A 17,224-nucleotide genomic window follows, 5' to 3' on the forward strand; every position below is an offset into this window, starting at 1 on the left:
TACTGTCCGGATGGAGTACTGGTCCGGCTTATCATTATGCTTCAGGTCAGAATGCCGGACGGAAAGGAAAAAAATGACTGAATTAAACCGCTATTCTATTATTTCTGAAAAAAATCCGCGGGAGATCATCCTGCTTCGGGGAAACGGCTGTAAATGGAGAAGATGCCGGTTCTGCGATTATCATCTGGACTATTCCAGAAACGAAGAGGAAAATTACAGATTAAACAAAATGGAAATTGAAAAGGTAACCGGAATTTATAAGACCCTGGAGGTAATCAATTCCGGAAGTTTTACTGATCTGGATGAAAATACGATGCAGGCAGTATTAAGTAAATGCCTGGAAAAGGAGATCAGACAGCTTCATTTTGAATGCCACTGGATGCATAGGGATAAGATTTCGGACATTAAAAGGTATTTTGGACAGCATGGTATTACGGTTAAGATTAAAATTGGTGTGGAAACATTTGATGCCCTGTTCCGGGAAAGTTACCTGGATAAGGGGATTACAACGGATTCACCCGAAGAAATTGCCGGATACTATGATGAATGCTGCCTTTTATTTGGAATTCCAGGTCAGAATGCAGCATCAATGGAGAGGGATATTTTAACCGGACTTGAATATTTTGACCGGGTGTGTATCAATATTATGAATGAGAACAGCAAACCTATTAAACCGTCTCCTTCTGTAATACGGGAGTTTATAAAAGAACTGCTGCCCGTTTATCTGGATAACCCAAGGGTTGATATTTTAATAGAAAATACGGATTTTGGAGTAGGAGATAAGTAAAAGATGAGAAATGAGATTCTATTAATACTGAGTGTTGTTATTATTTATGGAAGTGTTCTGCTGTGGTATAAGCTGCTGGGGTGCAAAGGACTGATGGCATTTACCGTATTGGCAACGATATCTGCTAATATAGAAGTTTTGATACTGGTGAATGCATTTGGGATGGAGCAGACGCTTGGAAATATCTTATTTGCATCTACGTTCCTTGTGACGGATATCCTAAGCGAGGTATCCGGAAAAAAAGCGGCGAATCAGGCGGTAAACATTGGAATACTTACCTCCCTTACTTTTATTATTATATCCCAGTCCTGGCTGCTGTATCAGCCGGGAGCAAATGACTGGGCTCATTCGAGTATCGTAAATATTTTTTCCAATACACCGCGTATGATGGCAGCAAGCCTTATCGTATATGCCATTTCCCAGAAGTTTGATGTCTGGCTGTATCATAAATGGTGGGGGCTGACAAAAAGGCTGTGTGGAGACAGCAGACGCTATCTGTGGCTTCGTAATAACGGATCTACATTACTGTCCCAGCTTTTAAATACGGTTTTATTCACTATGGGGGCATTTCTGGGAACGTATGATACCCGTACCCTGATCAGTATTATGTGGGCAAGCTATGTAATCTTTATATTTACAAGTCTTGCAGATACACCTGCCGTATATCTGGCAAGGAGGATCAGACCTGTGGGAGAAGACGCAGAGTGTGCCTGAAAAGCCTCCTGTTTATTAAAAATATCTCTGAAAAAAGCAGCAGAAATGTTTTTCACAAATTCTTCAACAGGCTGTCACATATTTTTCACAACTATATTTTATAGTAATACATGTAAAAGCCGATAAGACTTTTTCATATAAATCTTTTTCATAACTCGCCAGTATCCGCCAAGATACTGGCTCTCCCTCTTTTTAGGGGTGAGAAAGCTTTTCTTTTTAAAACCTTTATAAATTCTTAAACAACTTTATAAAGCTTTAAGCGGGATGCCATATCTTATTCACAATTGATTGATATAGTATATACATACAAAGCAAACAAGCTTTTTTACATAAACTTTTCTCTCCCTCCTGGACTGGCGATGGCCAGTCCTTCTTTTTGCCATTTTAGCAGTTGGAAGGGAGTATAAAAATCTTCACAAAGTCTTCAAGTACTGTACACAGTTTCTTCACAGCAATCCGTTATAGTATTAAGTGTACAAAGCAAATAAGCATTGTTAATAATCTTTTTCATAACCTGCCAGTATCTTTAGATACTGGCACTCCCTCTGTATAGGGGTTTTATTTATTATAGTAGCGCAAAACATGCGGTACATATTCAGGATCACCGTAAGTAGTCCAGCCAAGCTGCGCTTTCATCTTATCTGAGTATTCCTGTGCATTCTCCGGAGAGTATCCTCCATAATTTTCCGCTGCCCACGTGGCATATGCATTTCCAAAATTATATTCCTGAAGAGCCAGTTTTAATTTATCCATATCGTTGACCGAAGTACACTGCGCTTCCCCGAGGCAATAGGCAAAGGTTTCCACGCCCACCTGAATGGAATAATCCACATCTGTAATACTGCCAGGTTCATTTGAGTATTGGGTATTAAAAGGACTTTCGGAGCATTGCATGACATCCGTTCCTTTTCCGGCACTTTCCTGCTGCATCATTGCAAGAATCACATCAGAATATTCGGAAATGTCGTATTCTTTACAATATTTTTTGACCTGATCTTCATACTGAAGAACACTTTTTGTTAATTCGCCTGGCCGGGGAGTTCCTGAAAACAGCAGAAAGCAGGTAAATATGCCTGCCGTCAAAAGTATAAAGCCTATGAGAAACCAGTTACGGCGCACCTGCCGCTTTCTTTTTAGCAGCTGTTCCTTTTGGCTCAGACGCTTTTTTGCCGAACCGCGGCTAGTTGAAGATAGCGTTGCGGATATTTTTTTTCTTTGATTTTTCCGGGTTGCTGATGATTTTGTTGTTTTTTGATAAGCTGCCATAATCCTCTCTTCTGTAAAAACATTCTGAGTAAACGGGTTGCTTAGAAAAGCAGTTATATACGAAAAAAGCCCCGGATATAATCCAGGGCTCCAAAGAGCTGATGACGGGAATCGGACCCGTGACCTCCTCACTACCAATGAGGTGCGCTACCGACTGTGCCACATCAGCCTGCGATATAAATAACCGCTACAGTTAAGAATTTTATCATAAGTTACTGCGCTTGTCAACGAATTTTTTAAAAAATTGATAAAATTCTGCATATTTCTTTTTATGTGCAAAGAGGAGTGCAATAAAATAAGCCGATGCTTTACACATCGGCTTAAATGATCTAATAAATGATCGGATTTTTATTTGAGTAGCTGATTAAGCTGCACAAACGTTAACTGCCTGCATACCGCGGTTTCCCTGAGCGATATCGAAAGTTACTTTCTGTCCGTCTTCTAAAGATTTGAATCCTTCAGTAGCAATTCCTGAAAAATGTACGAAGAATTCTTCGCCTGTGCTGTCGTTTGTGATAAATCCAAATCCTTTAGTGCTGTTAAACCATTTTACTGTACCGTTATTCATAGTAGGTACCTCCAATTATAATATTATATCTTAACATGAAAATAAAAAAAATCACATATTTTTGTAAATCATCAATCAAATTAGTGACTTACAAAAATATGTGAAGATCAAAAATTCATTCAAAATACTCTCTTAATATACCATGTAAACAAAGCGTTGTCAAGATAAATAAAAAATATTTTATTATCAAAGGAATTTAGTTGAATTTTACCCCTAAATGGAAGGAAGGCCAGTACCTCATCGATACTGGCGAAAATGAAAAAGATTTAATTTCTTGAAAAAGTCTTATTGGCTTTTCATATTTATAATATAAAGGATAGTTGTGAAGAAAGTGTGACAGACGATTGAAGAGTCTGTGAAGAAATTGAAAAGTTTTTAATTGCCACTTTCCTGTGGGTTAAATTTTCTTAACAGGAACTATAATAGGGCTCCATTGCGGATTTCATTTATATCAGATATACTAGTAATAAGAAATGGCCGTTTCCATATTTAGAAGAGGAGCATATAAAATGAATATAGGTGAAGTTATCTTAAAGCTAAGAAAGGATAAACAATTAACGCAGGAGCAGCTGGCCCAGGCAATTGGCGTTACTGCACCGGCAGTGAGTAAATGGGAGACGGGGAGTACCTATCCGGATATTTTATTGCTGCCGCCCCTTGCCAGAGCACTTGGTACCACAATCGACCATCTGCTGTCTTATACCCAGGAGCTGGATATAAATATGCTGGATGAAATTATGGCAGATATACGCGTAATATGTCAGGATAAAGGCTTTCGGGAAGGAATGAAAAAAATTCAATTTTATTTAAAACAGTACTCAAATTCAGAAGAATTGAAAATGAGGGTAATATCCGCTTCCATAATGCTGTCTTATACAATGGATCAGGACTTTATGGAAGAAGAATGGGATGAATGGGGAAATCAGCTGGAAAAACTGGCTAAGGAAATAGTGGGTTCTTCCAATCCGTTAATTCGTGAAAATGCCAAGGTGTATCTGGTTACGAGATGCATGGAAGCGGAAAAATACGATGAGGCAGAAGCATATTTGGATTCCATACCACAGCAGCAGATTGATCCTTCACAGCTGCGGCCCAGTATCTATCTGAAAAAGGGAGATTATAAAAAGGCAGAGAAACTATTGCAATCCAATTTGTTGTCCGGTATCCGAAATGCAGAAATGGCATTGCTTTCTCTGACTGCAACCGCCAGAAAAACACAAAATTTAGAAAGAGCATTTGAATATGCAAGGGCAGGATGTGAGATAGAAGAGATCTTTGGAAGCGGAGGCTGTCTGTTTGCATGGGAAAAAATTACCCAGTTGTATTTGGAAACTTATCATGAGGAAGAAGCATTAAAGAGTATCATAAAATATATGGATCATATTCGGGAAATGGATTATTCTTTCCAGGACCGGGTTTACTTTGACACAGTCACATTGGACTGTAATGAAAACCAGGGTCAGGTAAAAGGAATAAAACAATCCCAGTTAAATCTACTGATGTCAGACGAGAGATATGAAAAACTGCGTGGATATGAGGCATTTCAGGAGGCAGTACAAAAACTCAAAGAACATATTGAGGCATTATAAAAGAAAGGGAATGCGTTGACTTTCCGGACAGCAGGCATTACACTGTAACTATTAAAGAAATGCTGATTGCATTTTAGAATGCAGTGAAAGATAGGAGCAGTGTATATGAATTATAAAATGATAGTCCAATATGATGGAACAAGGTATGATGGATGGCAGAAACAGGGGAATACGGATAATACGATACAAGGCAAGCTGGAGGCAATATTATCAAAAATGGCAGGAATGCCGATTGAAGTCCAGGGGGCAGGAAGAACAGATGCAGGTGTACATGCCCTTGGACAGACGGCTAATTTCCATCTTCCAAAGGGATGTGTCTTAACAGAGGATATCCGTGATTACCTGAATAAATACCTGCCGGAGGATATTGGGATTCTTGAAGTGACAGAGACAGCGGAGCGATTTCACAGCCGTCTGAATGCGAAGGAAAAGGTGTATCGTTACCGGATTTCTACCAGTACATTGAAAAATGTATTTGAGCGAAAGTACATTTATCCACTTGATGAACATCTGAATGTGAAAGCCATGCGTGAAGCAGCGGAAGCGTTAATTGGAACTCACGATTTTAAAAGCTTCTGTTCGAATAAAAGAATGAAAAAATCCTCAGTCCGTAAGTTAATTAAAATAGAAATTACAGAACTGGAAGGGGAATTGCAAATTAATTTTACAGGCGAAGGATTTTTGTACAATATGGTACGGATCATGACGGGAACGCTGATAGAAGTGGGCCAGGGAAAACGCTCGCCAAAAGAGATGACAGAGATTCTTGAGGGGAAAGACCGCTCTCTGGCTGGTATTACGGCTCCAGCCAGAGGGTTGTGTCTGGTTAAGGTTTCGTATTAAGAGATTATTTGCAGGTAATAGATTCTTGTGTTTTAGAAACGTGAATTATATTTATGGTACTCCACTGCTGAAAAGTGCTAATAAACGTATTTTGATATTGACTAGCTGAATAGTAAAAATGTACTTCTATTAACATGATCATAGCTAATAAGAGAATAGAAATATATTTTACGAACTTTGATGTTAAATTAGAACTTTTAAAATGTCTAATTCTTTTTTCTATATTGGATTTATGACTACATAAAGCCGTTGTAATGGAAAACTTCTGTTTAAATTGCATTGAATAGCGAAGTATAGTTGAGAAATATTCTTTATTTGTAAATATATTCTTTTGATGTTTACAGGAAATTTCGTCACAGCTATATTCGGACCAAATATCTAATTGTTTTGATATATAGATAAATGAAGGATTTATCCAAAAGATACCCCTAAGTATTATTAATAGATATTTAAACAGAAGATCTTTTCTGTAGATATGGATAAACTCATGAAGCATAATAATATATAATTCCTTATCGGTTGGGGTATTTTCGGGAAGTATAATTTTAGGTTTTAATGCACCGGTAACTATTGGAATTGTTATGTTGCTGTTAGAATAGAGTTTTATTTTTTTGTTGAAATTAAAGTTACTTTTTATTTGGGATAGTATATGAGTATAATGAGGATCTAAAATGTATGCGTTATAAAAAGAAATGTTTCTGCTGAATTTTAAAATATTAATCAGAATTCCAGTTAAGAAAATAATAATTCCAATCCCCCAAATACATATAACAACAAAAGAAATCTGATATAAGATAAAGTTTGTTATACTCATACTTTCCAGCTGGATTCCTGAATATGTTGATTGCAGGGATTTAAAACCGATAATTGATATTAACAGGAATATTATCAAGGTTTTTATACTATTAAAACAAAATGTAGATGAAACATTCTTATCAATTATTTTATGATAAATAGCCCAAAGAACACATGTTACAGCAATTACTATATTTAATAATATAAAAAAATAAAATAGTTCAATTATCCAATTCATCTAGTATCCTTTCGATTTTTTCAGTTTGAGATATGCTAAGTTTTTCTTGGTCACATAACGCTGATATTAAATTCTTCACTGACCCATTACACCAAAAGTTCACTGTATTATTAATTTCATTTAATTTGTAGCTATCCTCTGTTACTATGGCACGATAATAAAAATATCGGCCTTTTCTGTATGAGGTCGCAACACCTTTTTCGATTAAATGAGAAAGAAATGTAGAAACAGTTTGACGTTTCCAGCTTTTATTAAATTTTTGTTCTATGAGTGGTAGTATTTCTGAGAGTAAAAGATCATGATCAGCCTGCCATAAGATTTTCATGATTTCTAATTCACTCTTCGTTAATTCGTGTAATTCTTTCATCTATTCTTTTCCTCTCGATGATTTAATGTATTTTTAATTAATAATAATATGTTCATTCAGAATAGTCAACTAGATTTAGATACTTTATACTATAGTTCAATTATGGTAATCAGTATCTATTTTGATTTGACTTATATTGATACTTACTAAAATTATTTATACTATATTGTCGATTTATATCAAAAATTGCGAATACCAAAATTTGAGTTATCGCTGTTAAGTATTGAACCATAAGTAGAGTATATATTTTTATTATAAAACTTGACACAGGAGTATAACTATGTTATTATATGACTATAAAAATAGTCGACTATTATTATAGTAGTAAATGTTAATGATCAGTAATTTTTATTCAACGTACGATATCTATATGAACTATGATTTTGTAACAACTAACAAAGTTAAAGGAGATAAAATGATGTGGAAAAAAAAGAAATTTAGAGGTTTATCATTACTATTAACATTAATTCTACTATTGACCTTTTCAATGAACGTATTTGCATCAGATAAGACTGGTAATGTAGAGGAAGAACAAATTGTTTTTAAAGATTTGAATATAAATCCGGTGCAAGAATATACAGGAATTAATGAAAGGGGGGAAGCGTATACGATTAAAATCGAGCCTTCTACTACAAGAGCTACAAATGCATGGAAAATTTCATATACAGCAGTCTTATTTAACTGTTGGTTTACCGTACAATTAACCAATAATAAGGTAACTACAGTATGGGATGAAGGCTATACAACTATCGGATGCAATGTTACGAGTGAAAGTTTAACTAAGACTTCTACATATGGACAGTATAGACTTGGGGTACAGTCTTGGGATGGGGTTATTTCTTTTTCAGGGTATTTAAGAGCTACGGCAACTGGAAGTGGAAATGATGTAACGGTGTCAAATACATTTTAAAATTATAAAATGAGGGAAAATTATTGACTATTTTAATTGGAATTTGGGGTATAATAAAGCTTTTGTTACTAATCTATATCATTTATTTGTTAAGAAAATATTTAGCAAATAGAAAATAGATGATAAAGATAGAAAAAGGGGCTATCGGGAAATTAGACAGCCCCTTTGTGTGTAGGTTTAATGTATACTAATCATCAAATAGTTCATGTATACACATAAGCAGTTCTCTGTTTTTTACTGCTGACATAAAACAAAACCGGAAATACTGATTTCCCAAAAATGGAAATGTAGAACAGTCCCGGATCATAAGTCCTCTGCGAATGGCATACTCAAAGACATCCTTTGAGGTTATGCCATTTTTCAATATACGGACCAGTATAAAGTTTGCAGTGGGCGGATAAGCTTTAATTCCGTTTATGAGAGATAGCTCATGAACAATATTGTCCCGTTCTGAAAAGATAAGTTTTTTTGAAGCTGAAATATATTCCGTATCAGAAAACATCAGTTTTCCCGCAGCCTCTGCAAGGCTATTGATTGTCCAGGGATTTTTCTTTTTGTTAACTTCTTTGATAAGATCCAGGTTGCCCGTTATGGCATATCCGAGACGAAGGCCGGGAGCAGCAAAGAATTTGGAAATGCCCCTCAATATTACAATGTTATTGTAATAATCGGTCAGTGGAACGCTGGTAATTTCCAAATGATCCGGTACAAATTCTACATATGTTTCATCCACCATAACGAAGATATCATTCTGTTTACAACAGTCTAGAATTTTACGCATATCATTGCGACAGATTGATGTAGAGGTAGGATTATTGGGATTACATAAAATCAGCAGGTCAATCTGTTCATTCAATTTATTCATCAGGTCATCCGCCTGCATCTGAAAATTATTGGATTCTTTCAGTGGATAGTAGAGGGAGATACCGCCGTCCAGAGAGATTTCACGTTCATATTCGGAATAAGTGGGCCCCAGAATCATCGCTTTTTTCGGATGCCGTATCTGTATCATCAGGGAGATTAATTCCGTTGAACCATTTCCAACGATGATGTGATCCGGATCACAGCCTGCATAGGTTCCGATGGCCCTGCGAAGTGCGGTATATTCCCGATCCGGATAAGTGGTAATAACATCTATGTGGGCGGCCAGAGTCTGGCGCAGCTTGGGCGAAACTCCCAGGGGGTTTACATTGGCGCTAAAACTGGTAATGTTTTCTTTTTTAATGCCATAGGTATATTCAATTGTTTCTAAGTCACTTCCATGAAAATGGTCTGCGGGGGTTAGCATAGTGTTCATCCTTTCCTTTGGCGTATCTGAATGTTTTATGATTAAATCCGGTATGAAAAATCAATAACCAAGATTTTCTCCAATCAGGATTACTTTAATACGCCCTTTGAATCGATTATAGCGAATGATCAGTGTCTGACTGCAGATACATTCCTTAGAAGTACAGTCTGAACAGACGCCAGTCAGTCCGCAGGGGGTTTTCATTTTCAGACGCATTGCGTTTGGTGGTGCGGCTTGGGTATGTATACGTTCCAGGGCACTTGCCTCGTCTTTGGCAGCTTTATTCATGCCCACCAGTAATATAACATGGTCAGGTCCATAAGTCAGGGCGGCAACCCGGTTTCCGGTACCATCGATGTTGACCAGTTTACCGTCCAGCGTGATGGCATTGGAGCTCATAAAATAATAATCTGCACTCAATGCCTGACGATACATGGCTTTGGTTTCTTCGGGTGTTACAGCCTGTGAACGGTCAATCAGTGTCAGACCGGAGGCTTTCAGGGCATCCATCATCCCGCATTCAGTCAGTGTCATAGAGCCTCCCCAGGATACAACAGCACAATCCGGTAAGAAACTCATTGCCTTTTTAACTGCGCTTTTGCTGTCAGGGCAGTAGTAACCCTCCATATTTCGTTTTTCCAGGTTCTTAATAATGATTGCAGCCTGTTTTTCATAGAATTCTTGCATAGGTGTCATGAATTTCAATCTCCTTTCTGGTGTAGGGATCAATCTGCAGCTAATTGTTACTGCAATTCCTATAATTATATGTTATGATAAGACCTATATAAATTATACGGTGGGATCAGCACCTTGTAAAGGAGTTATTAAGGAGATTCTTTTTGAAAGGTTCTATTTGTTACTGTTCAAACCGTGCCGTGATCAGCGCTGCACGGCATCGGAGCTGGCAAAGTGATGGTCTCAGGGTATCTGTCCCTCGCCAAAGGCTACTTTACAAGGATAGGTGCAATGTAACATCTATTTGAAAAAGAAGTTGAAAATAACAGAAACACAAAGTATAATGTATCAAAGAGACAATTTGCAGAGGCAGCCGTTTGAACGGCTGTTTTGCGTGCAATGAATATTGTAAGCAGGCTTACGATATTCGTGCGGTCAAAGTGTGAAAGAAAAACACTTTTAAAGTGTAAACAAGTTCATACTGCTTATTTGGACAGTATCGCAAGCAAGCTTGAGATATGGATGTTCGAAAGGTTGAAAGAAAATTATAAAATAGGTATAAGGTTGAAAGAAAATTATGATATAGAAAGGATGCCACGGTGTGATTCTTTCAACCTGTTTTATTGTGGCAGTATTGCAGGCAAGCCTGTAATATGCAATAGGTATAAATATGAAAAAAATTATTGATATGATTACGGATGAAATGACAGTCGCTTTTACCGAGGCAGGATATGATGCATCTTATGCAAAAGTAACCATCTCTAATCGTCCGGATCTGTGCGAATACCAGTGTAACGGAGCAATGGCAGCTGCTAAAGTGTATAAGAAAGCACCGATTATGATTGCCAACGGAGTTGTGGAGAAGCTGGCACAAAGTGAAGTGTTTGAAGAAGTAAATGCGGTGAATCCGGGTTTTATTAATTTGAAATTGACAAAAGAATATCTGGCTGCGTATATGAGAGAAATGCAGGCAGATGAATATTTATCCATAGAAAAGACGAAAGAGCCAAAGAAAATTATTATTGATTACGGCGGTCCCAATGTTGCAAAACCACTTCACGTAGGTCATCTGCGTTCTGCCATTATCGGGGAAAGCATTAAGCGAATGGGAAAGTTCCTGGGACACGAAATGATCGGAGATGTACATCTTGGTGACTGGGGGCTTCAGATGGGACTGATTATAACAGAACTTAAGAAGAGAAAACCGGAACTGGTGTATTTTGATGAAAACTTTACCGGTGAGTATCCTGTACAAGCACCATTTACCATTTCCGAATTGGAAGAAATTTATCCTGCGGCAAGTACTTATTCAAAAGAACACCCGGAATATAAAGAGGAAGCAATGCAGGCAACTTATCTGCTTCAGCAAGGGCACCGGGGATACCAGGGGATCTTAAAACATATCCTGGAGGTATCTGTTACGGACTTGAAGAGAAATTATGAAAATTTAAATGTTCATTTTGATTTATGGAAAGGCGAGTCTGATGCTCAGCCTTACATTCCGGACATGGTTCAGTATATGAAAGAAAATGGATATGCGCATATTGATGACGGTGCGTTGGTAGTAGATGTCAAAGAAGAAACAGATACCAAAGAGATTCCGCCATGTATGATATTAAAATCAGATGGAGCGTCTCTTTATAATACAACTGACCTGGCTACTATTGTAGAACGTATGAAGCTATATCATCCGGATCATATTATTTATGTGGTAGACAAGCGCCAGGAGTTATATTTCACACAGGTATTTCGCTGTGCAAGAAAGACAAAGCTTATTCAGGACGATACGGATCTGACCTTTGTAGGCTTTGGTACTATGAACGGAAAAGATGGTAAGCCTTTTAAGACCCGTGAAGGCGGCGTTATGAGACTGGAAAACCTGATCACCAGCATTAATGATGAAATGTTCCGTAAAATAACAGAAAATCATGAAATTGATCCGGAAGAGGCCAGAAAGACGGCTAAGATTGTTGGTCTGTCCGCAGTTAAATATGGAGACTTATCCAACCAGGCTTCAAAAGATTACGTATTTGATGTGGATCGTTTTACATCATTCGAAGGAAATACAGGCCCATATATCCTTTATACCATTGTTCGTATAAAATCTATCCTGAACAAATATCAGGAAAATGGGGGAAAATTAGGAGCCTATGCAATTGGTGAACCGGTAAGCGACAGTGAAAAATCACTGATGCTTGAATTATCCAAGTTTAACAATGTAATGGAAAATGCATTTGAGGAAATCGCACCCCACAAGATCTGTTCTTATATCTATGATCTGGCAAATGCGTTTAACCGCTTTTATCATGAGACAAAAATTTTGTCAGAAGAGGACGAGAAACAAAAAGGAAGCTATATCCAGCTGCTTCTGCTGGCAAGAGACGTACTGGAAAGCTGTATTGATGTCTTAGGATTTTCTGCACCTGAGAGAATGTAAAATAGCAGAGCCTGTCTGAAAACTTGTGGACAGGCTCTGAAACTTATTCTGTGTTATGTAAACTTTGTGCATACTGCCACTAGACATTTTTAAATAAATGTAGTAGAATGACAAAATCTAATCGCGGTACTTACCGCATCAAATAAATTCAATAACGTTTCGTTATATTTCCATTTAGCAGTACAACAGAATAAAGGAGTTGAGGAAAACTGGAGATTGGGGCTTTAGTTGACGGCAAATACAGGATCTTAAAACCTTTGGGTTCCGGAGGAGAGGGAAGTGTTTTTTTGGCGTTGAATGAAAATGCGTATAAGTTTTGGGCAATAAAGATTGTGGCGAAGGGCAGAGATGGAGTGGAGCTGGAATTGTGGAAGCATTTTTCCCATCCGAATCTGCCCGAAGTTATTGATGTAATTGAAACAGAATCCGAGATATTGATTGTAATGGATTATGTGGAAGGGAGAAATGTAGCAAATATTTTAAAAGAAACAGGAAAAGTGAAACCTCGCCAGGCTGTCATATGGGGTATACAGATTTGCAGGGTTTTGCATTACCTTCATAGTCAGGAACCGCCGGTAGTCTATGGAGATCTGAAACCGGACAATATGATATGCCGCGCTGACAAAAGTCTGGTTTTAGTAGATTTTGGTACGGTCTCACCCTTTGTTAAGGAAAGTAGTTATCACGGGGGACATTATGGGACAAAAGGATATGCGGCGCCGGAACAATACGATGGTACATGTGTTGTGGATACCAGAGCCGATATATATAGCCTGGGAGTGACCTTATTCCAGCTGGTTACAGGAAAACTGCTGCTGTCCGGAATTGGTAAGGAGGATTGGAAATTGTGCCCGGGGTATTTTGGTTTAAAAAAAATAATTTGCAAATGTATGAGATTTGACAGAACTCAGAGGTTTTCTGGGATAGAGTCTTGTGAAAGAGCACTTCAGGGGATTTTGTGGTGGAGGAAAGCAAGGTACCTGTTTGTTGCTGCTGCGTTTATTATAATATTTTCAGCAGGGAGTCAGTTACAGCTGGAACAGGGGGAATTAACTAAGGAACAATCATATGAGGAGTATCTGAAAGAAGCTAAATTTAATGTCTATGAAGAGCAGAAAAAAAACTGCCAATCTGCAATATTTTTAAATCCCGTTCGGGAAGAAGCATACCAGCAATTAATTGAAATATTTTTGGAAGACGCAATACTGACGGAAGAGGAGGATATCTTTCTGCGAAAGGTTTTAAAAGAAAAGTCAGAGGGAGATACCAGGAGTCATGAAGAAGCTTTGCGCACAGATGAAGGAGCATTCCTTCGGGTTTCTTATGAACTGGGAATGGCATATTGGTATTACTTTGAGGGAGACGGCGGAAAATCTTATGCAGCCAGATGGTTTTTAAATATAGCGGAGGCTGCGGAAAGTATAGGGAATACAGAAATTACAGGAATTACACAAAACCAGAGAAAAAGAGCAGCGGTTTTAGCGAAGATAGGAAGCTATTACAGCAGAATCCGAAACAGGAGAGAGGATGAAACAGAGAATATCTCCTATCTGACATTCTGGAAAGACTTGATGGAAATCTATGATATTCAGGAGAGTGATAAGGATGCGGATAAAGTAAATTTACTGCTATGGGAGGAAATTTCGGCACAGAGCTATTATTTTGCCGATCGATTTTGTCAGGCTGGATTGGAGAAAGCAGTTTTAGATAGAATTTTACGGGAGATAAAAGATAAAGTGCAAATCAATGATAACAGGCCGGTAAGTAAGGAGATAGAAGTTTTAGAAAAGGATATTTTGAAAAATATAGAACTGGCAATAGAAAGTGTAGAAAGAATTTATAATAATTTTAAGAAAGAAGGGAAAAAGGAATGAGATATTTTAAAACAGGTATTTTAATTGGGGCAGTTTTTCTTTTGCTGGCGGGGAATAAAGCTGCAGCATTTATTAAATCCGAAACTCAAACCGGGATCAAATCGGAAGTACAGACGGAAAGTCAAACCGAAACCCAATCAGAGACGGGTTCCAAGATTCAATCGGAAAGCCAGACAGAGACGGGTTCCGAGATTCAATCGGAAAGCCAGACAGAGACGGAATCCGAGATTCAATCGGAAAGCCAGACAGAGATGGAATCCGAAACTCAATCGGAAAGCCAGACAGAGACGGAATCTGATACTCAATCGGAAAGCCAGTCAGAGATGGAATCCGAGACGCAGTCAGAAACCCAGACAGAGTCAGAAACAGAATTACCGCGTGAAGTTATCGTAGAAAATTTAAAAACGATTTACAAGGGTGACAGCAGAGAATTTGATGATACTAATCGGGTAGAACTAAAAGCGGATGTGAGAGGCCTTCCTGAAGGAATGCAGGTATTATTAGCAGGTAAGTCAAAGCACAGAAGGGTTGGAACCTGGGAAGTGGAAGTCTCGTGTAAGCTGACGGGTAAGGATTCAGAAAAATATTCCGTAAAGGTTGAAAAAAACAGTTTAAAAGTACATATAGTTCCCAGAGTGTTAAATATCAGAATTGCAGAGGGAAGAAAACCGTACTTCTCAGAGAACAACATTCAACTTCTGGAATTTGATGAAAGCCCGGATGAAATCGTAAAGGTAAGCGGGTTTGTGAAAAATGGGAAGGCAGTGAAAGAGTCCCCGAAAGGATTTCAAAAACCCGGGATAACCATAGATGAGCGGATATTAAAACCTGACAGTCCTATGTATGATCAGGGAGCACTTAAGAAATACGGCAGGGCATTGGTTGTAAAAAGAGACAAAAAGGGCAATATTACAGGAAATACAACGGATAATTATTGTTACGACCTGCAAAAAGATTCGGCGCTTTATCATCCGGGAAGCGTTACGCTTGTGAAAAACAGTGTGAGCGAAATAAAGGACTATCAGGTTCTTCCGGAATCCAAGGAAGGATTTTTGCGAAATGGGGATGGCAAAATATTAGTAAAAAAGGGAATGCGCCTTAAGATTATTCCGAATGAGAGAGCGGGATATAATCAGGTAATCATAAGTAATGAGCTGAAGGAAAATGGGGTATTTTCCTTTGAATTGGAGAGAAGAGATGAAACAGGGGATTTATTAGCCAAGTCTGGAAAACAGAGTGTAACCTATGAAGTTGATGACCAGCCCCCAACAGGATTGACCATTTTGGCAAATGAAAAAAAACTTTCGTCAGGTACGGGTGAAAGAGCGTTCTTTAATGGCAACGTAAGATTAAAGTTTACCGGATATTTAGATGTACATGCAGGTATCCGCTCGGTTCAGTATTGGATATCGGAGATTACAGAGGGGAGTCGCCAGAAGTTATCTGGTATACAAGAAAGTTATGAAAGCCAAAAAAGTTTATGGAGAACTGGGATCAGCGCTGAGCTGGTTAAGGAGGGTGAATATCAGGTATTTGTGAGAGTGGAAGACAACGTTGGAAATGCATCGTTCTTTGGTGGAAATACTATTTTGATTGATAAGACAACTCCACGGATAACCGTTGATGGTGTGTCTGATCTAAGTGCGAACAGTGGGGTGTTAGAGCTTCGTATCCAATGTGTGGATGATTATTATTGGAAAGGCAGTCTGGAGACAGTACTCATAGGAGAAAAGAACGGGGAAAAGAAGTTAAAATACGAAAGAAAAAAGTCAGATAGAGGAGAACTGTTAATTTTTGAACAGATACCTGAGAAGAAAGAATGGGATGACTATTATGTGCTTTATATATCAGCGGGTGACCAGGCTGGTAATATAGCGGCCAGGGAAATTCAATTTTCGGTAAACCGGTTTGGGTCAGTATATACGTTGGGGAAGGAAACCAGGGAACAGATGGATAATTATTACTGCAGAAAACCTTTTGATGTGGAAATTAGGGAAGTGAATGTAGATAAGCTTGAAGAGGCGCAGTTGACGATTACGCGGGATGGGGAACTTCGGATTTTAAATCGGGATAAAGAGTATCTGGTTAAAAAAATAGAAGGAAAGTATGGGTATAAGGAGTACCGTTATATAATACCGGCAAAAAATTTCCAGGAGGAAGGAGCCTATGCAGTTACTCTAAATTCTATAGATATGGCAGGTAATGTAGGTGATAATAAACTGCAGAAAAAATATATAGAGTTTGTAATAGACAAAACACCTCCGTCTATCATGATCGCCGGACTGGATGATAAATCATTTTATCCGGAGGAGGTCAGAGATGTTGTCATAGATGCCAGGGATAATGCAGCCCTTCAGAAGATGCTGGTTTATTTGGACGGTGACTTAATCAAAAGCAGTTTAAATCAGGAGACTTCTTTTACTATCCTGCAGAAGGATAAATGGCGTGATTTGGAGGTTCTGGCTATCGATAAGGCGGGGAACGAAGCAAAAAAGAAGATAGCTTTTTGTATCAGTAAAACAGATAATGGAAGGATTGCGGTTCCGCAGTCTCTGGAACATTTTAAGGAAAAGAAATTATTGGGGAAAGGAGATAAAGAAATAATGGGAAAAGAAACATTTACCATACCGGAGGTTATAAATCAGGAAGGGAAGCAGGAGGTTATGAATGATGAGGAAAGTGGAGACAAGAAAAATATGAAGAATGAGTTCAAAGGAGAGGATAAGAAGAAAGAGACCGGATATGTTCATTTTGGAATCAAAGCACTTATGATAATCTCCGGAGCCTTAATTGGAGCTTTTTCTTATCGAAGATGGGGAAGAAGACGTTCAAAAGAATAGACTTTTTACTTATGGTATGCTATTATTTTCTTC

15 protein-coding genes and 1 tRNA gene are annotated in these 17,224 nt (G+C 38.1%); 9 read left to right on the forward strand and 7 right to left on the reverse strand.

Features of this window, described 5'->3' with window-relative positions; all coding sequences use genetic code 11:
- Nucleotides 1–73: 73 nt before the first annotated feature.
- Nucleotides 74–787 carry a radical SAM protein gene (locus CD03_RS0109740; protein ID WP_027293464.1) on the forward strand — a complete coding sequence of 238 codons (714 nt, stop codon included), beginning with the start codon at nucleotides 74–76 and terminating at the stop codon, nucleotides 785–787.
- Between the two features lie 3 nt (nucleotides 788–790).
- Nucleotides 791–1,501, forward strand: coding sequence for a queuosine precursor transporter (locus CD03_RS0109745; protein ID WP_027293465.1), 711 nt, complete (start codon nucleotides 791–793; stop codon nucleotides 1,499–1,501).
- A gap of 558 nt (nucleotides 1,502–2,059) precedes the next feature.
- On the opposite strand, the gene CD03_RS36730 is transcribed toward CD03_RS0109745, so the two are convergent.
- The 3 genes from CD03_RS36730 to CD03_RS0109760 form a co-directional block, all read right to left on the reverse strand.
- Nucleotides 2,060–2,767 carry a lysozyme family protein gene (locus CD03_RS36730; RefSeq protein WP_027293466.1) on the reverse strand — a complete coding sequence of 236 codons (708 nt, stop codon included), beginning with the start codon at nucleotides 2,765–2,767 and terminating at the stop codon, nucleotides 2,060–2,062.
- Between the two features lie 96 nt (nucleotides 2,768–2,863).
- Nucleotides 2,864–2,936 (reverse strand) — tRNA-Thr (locus CD03_RS0109755).
- A gap of 195 nt (nucleotides 2,937–3,131) precedes the next feature.
- Nucleotides 3,132–3,335 carry a cold-shock protein gene (locus tag CD03_RS0109760; RefSeq protein WP_027293467.1) on the reverse strand — a complete coding sequence of 68 codons (204 nt, stop codon included), beginning with the start codon at nucleotides 3,333–3,335 and terminating at the stop codon, nucleotides 3,132–3,134.
- A 509-nt stretch (nucleotides 3,336–3,844) separates the two neighbouring features.
- Between CD03_RS0109760 and CD03_RS35950 the strand changes: the two genes are divergently transcribed.
- Nucleotides 3,845–4,924 carry a helix-turn-helix domain-containing protein gene (locus tag CD03_RS35950; protein ID WP_052377750.1) on the forward strand — a complete coding sequence of 360 codons (1,080 nt, stop codon included), beginning with the start codon at nucleotides 3,845–3,847 and terminating at the stop codon, nucleotides 4,922–4,924.
- 105 nt (nucleotides 4,925–5,029) lie between these two features.
- Nucleotides 5,030–5,767 carry a tRNA pseudouridine(38-40) synthase TruA gene (gene truA / locus CD03_RS0109770; protein WP_027293468.1) on the forward strand — a complete coding sequence of 246 codons (738 nt, stop codon included), beginning with the start codon at nucleotides 5,030–5,032 and terminating at the stop codon, nucleotides 5,765–5,767.
- A 4-nt stretch (nucleotides 5,768–5,771) separates the two neighbouring features.
- Here the strand turns inward: truA and CD03_RS0109775 are convergent, their stop codons facing one another.
- Both CD03_RS0109775 and CD03_RS0109780 read right to left on the reverse strand, forming a co-directional pair.
- On the reverse strand, nucleotides 5,772–6,800 hold the full coding sequence (locus CD03_RS0109775) for a M56 family metallopeptidase (protein ID WP_027293469.1): 1,029 nt from the start codon (nucleotides 6,798–6,800) through the stop codon (nucleotides 5,772–5,774).
- Entirely contained in the window at nucleotides 6,784–7,167 is a 384-nt protein-coding gene (locus CD03_RS0109780) for a BlaI/MecI/CopY family transcriptional regulator (RefSeq protein WP_027293470.1), read from the reverse strand. The genes CD03_RS0109775 and CD03_RS0109780 overlap by 17 nt, the downstream gene beginning before the upstream one ends.
- A gap of 415 nt (nucleotides 7,168–7,582) precedes the next feature.
- On the opposite strand from CD03_RS0109780, the gene CD03_RS0109785 reads away from it, so the two are divergent.
- Nucleotides 7,583–8,077, forward strand: coding sequence for a DUF5626 family protein (locus tag CD03_RS0109785; protein WP_156042846.1), 495 nt, complete (start codon nucleotides 7,583–7,585; stop codon nucleotides 8,075–8,077).
- Between the two features lie 187 nt (nucleotides 8,078–8,264).
- On the opposite strand, the gene CD03_RS0109790 is transcribed toward CD03_RS0109785, so the two are convergent.
- On the reverse strand, nucleotides 8,265–9,365 hold the full coding sequence (locus tag CD03_RS0109790; protein ID WP_027293472.1) for a pyridoxal phosphate-dependent aminotransferase: 1,101 nt from the start codon (nucleotides 9,363–9,365) through the stop codon (nucleotides 8,265–8,267).
- Between the two features lie 60 nt (nucleotides 9,366–9,425).
- Nucleotides 9,426–10,061, reverse strand: a complete 636-nt coding sequence (locus CD03_RS0109795; RefSeq protein WP_027293473.1) for a lactate utilization protein — start codon at nucleotides 10,059–10,061, stop codon at nucleotides 9,426–9,428.
- Nucleotides 10,062–10,439: 378 nt separating this feature from the next.
- Here CD03_RS0109795 and CD03_RS38235 point away from each other — a divergent pair, with 378 nt between their 5' ends.
- From CD03_RS38235 to CD03_RS0109820, 4 genes are all read left to right on the forward strand, one after another.
- A complete protein-coding gene (locus CD03_RS38235) occupies nucleotides 10,440–10,727 on the forward strand; it encodes a hypothetical protein (protein WP_044293157.1) in 288 nt (95 codons plus the stop codon).
- Complete coding sequence (gene argS, locus CD03_RS0109810; RefSeq protein ID WP_027293476.1) at nucleotides 10,711–12,477, forward strand: arginine--tRNA ligase; 1,767 nt, start codon at nucleotides 10,711–10,713, stop codon at nucleotides 12,475–12,477. Before CD03_RS38235 ends, argS begins: the two co-directional genes overlap by 17 nt.
- A 245-nt stretch (nucleotides 12,478–12,722) precedes the next feature.
- Nucleotides 12,723–14,351 (forward strand): serine/threonine protein kinase, encoded by a 1,629-nt coding sequence (locus CD03_RS35955; protein ID WP_255348126.1) that lies wholly within the window; start codon nucleotides 12,723–12,725, stop codon nucleotides 14,349–14,351.
- Nucleotides 14,348–17,191, forward strand: coding sequence for a hypothetical protein (locus tag CD03_RS0109820; protein WP_027293477.1), 2,844 nt, complete (start codon nucleotides 14,348–14,350; stop codon nucleotides 17,189–17,191). Before CD03_RS35955 ends, CD03_RS0109820 begins: the two co-directional genes overlap by 4 nt.
- The last annotated feature ends 33 nt before the right edge of the window (nucleotides 17,192–17,224 follow it).

Origin of the sequence: Robinsoniella sp. KNHs210, assembly GCF_000686105.1 — a bacterium.
GTDB lineage: Bacteria > Bacillota > Clostridia > Lachnospirales > Lachnospiraceae > Robinsoniella > Robinsoniella peoriensis.